Genomic DNA, 1,943 nt, shown 5'->3' on the forward strand with positions numbered 1-1,943 from the left:
CATATCAGGGAAAAATCCCGGCAATCTGCTCAAACTGTTCCACAATACCCTCCCTGCAATTGGCCACAAGCCGCTATTCCTCATACAGGTATCATTTATGCAGTAGCTTCCAAAAAGCCAGGACTATGTTTATAGAAGCAGCATTAAACGGTTCCAGGTCCAAAGCGGATCATCCCAACATTCCCATCACTACAGAAGAGCTTGTAGCCGCCGCTAAAGCCGCAGTACTTGCCGGCGCAGGCGCCATTCATTTCCATGTACACGACCACAACGGCAAAGAAACACTGGAAGCCGCCTTTGTAAATGAACAGGTAAAAGCGGTAAAGGCAGCAGTACCGGATATTCCTGTAGGCATCAGTACCGGCGCCTGGATAGAACCTGACATCAACAAAAGAGTGGCGCTTATCCGGCAATGGGAAATACTGCCCAACTTTGTATCCGTGAACGGGCATGAACCAGGGTTTGAGCAGGTGGTACACGCTGTACTTGAAAAACAAATTGGTGTGGAAGCGGGATTAAACAGTGCGCAGGCACTGGAAAACTTCATCAGCAAGGGTTTATTGCAGGAATGCTTCCGCCTGCTGATGGAGCCGGAAGAACAGGATGTGAACGCAGCCCTGGCCACCGTAAAAGCTATTGAAGATAAATTAACGGACAAACTTCCTCATCAAACCGTAGTGTTGCATGGTGTGGATAGTACCTGCTGGGAAATACTGGAAGTAGCCAAATATAAGGGCTATGATCTGCGGATAGGATTTGAAGATACTTTACGCGATCCATCCGGCGCTATTGCGGAAAGCAATGAAGCACTGGTGAAAGCGGCCTTTCACCAGGGATCTTAAACGATTATTTTTTTTCCAGGCTCAGCACATTGGCGCCGCTTTAGTATGCCATCAGCACCCCTTCGGAAGTCATTATGACCCGCTTCATAGTGCCATCGGGGTTATAATGGAGATCATCCATACATACGGAGCGCCGGTGGCTGCCGCCGTTCTTCAGTCCGCCGTTATGATAAATAAAATAAGACCTGCCTTTGAAATCAATGATGGCCGGCCGGTTTGTTTCGCAGTTTCCTGCCAGTTCATTGAGTATTCCCTTAAACTCCCAGGGGCCTTCTATATGGCGGCTCATTGCATAAGCCACTCTCTCCGGCATCTGGTAGCCATAAGAAAGATAATACCAGCCATTACGCTGATGTATATGAGCGCCCTCTTCAAAGCCGGGTAAATCGAGTATGTTCACGGGTCCATCCAGTTCCAGCAGATTGCTTTTCAATTTTGCATAAAAGCATTGCTGATTACCCCAGAAAATGTACGCCTGCCCCTTATCATCCACTATTACAGTGGGATCAAGGTTTGCCTTTTCATGCACATGGGAAGGCAGCATATCCAGTGTAACCAGCGCTGACCCACGGGCATCTTTAAACGGGCCAGTTGGGTTTTCCGCTACTGCTATCCCAATGGCAGATCCTTTAATGGCAGCATGCGCTACGGCTACATACCAGTAAAACTTACCGTTATGCGCAATTACTTTTGAGGCATAAGCATTACCGCTGGCCCATGAGAAATCAGTGGCTTTTAATGGCACAGGATGCTCTGTCCATTCCACGAGGTTGGTGGATGAAAAGCACAGCCATTCGTTCATGATATATGCTTCTGTTCCAGGTGGCGCTTCATCGTGGCCGGTGTATAGATATACGGTATCATTATGGACCAGCGCGGTGGGGTCGGCGGTGAATTTATGGCGGATGATGGGGTTGTTGGGTTGCATGGGTGGAGTGTTTTTATGTGGAGGGAGCGATAATTGTGCCATGGGGGGCATTTTCAAACTGCAGAATATTTCATAGAATTTCACATACAGATAATACATAAGAACCCGGTACATATTTCTGTTTACAGATCTTATAAGTCATCTTACTGCTCTTCATATAGGACTATAAAGAA

The 1,943-nt window shown here is 47.5% G+C and carries 2 protein-coding genes; one reads left to right on the plus strand and one right to left on the minus strand.

Features of this window, described 5'->3' with window-relative positions; all coding sequences use genetic code 11:
• The first annotated feature begins 125 nt into the window (after nucleotides 1-125).
• Nucleotides 126-842, plus strand: a complete 717-nt coding sequence (locus tag VN105_RS21345; RefSeq protein ID WP_325643997.1) for a 3-keto-5-aminohexanoate cleavage protein — start codon at nucleotides 126-128, stop codon at nucleotides 840-842.
• Nucleotides 843-882: 40 nt separating this feature from the next.
• On the opposite strand, the gene VN105_RS21350 is transcribed toward VN105_RS21345, so the two are convergent.
• Nucleotides 883-1,812 (minus strand): glycoside hydrolase family 43 protein, encoded by a 930-nt coding sequence (locus VN105_RS21350; protein WP_325643999.1) that lies wholly within the window; start codon nucleotides 1,810-1,812, stop codon nucleotides 883-885.
• Nucleotides 1,813-1,943 lie beyond the last annotated feature (131 nt).

It is taken from the genome of Chitinophaga sp., assembly GCF_035564935.1.
GTDB lineage: Bacteria > Bacteroidota > Bacteroidia > Chitinophagales > Chitinophagaceae > Chitinophaga.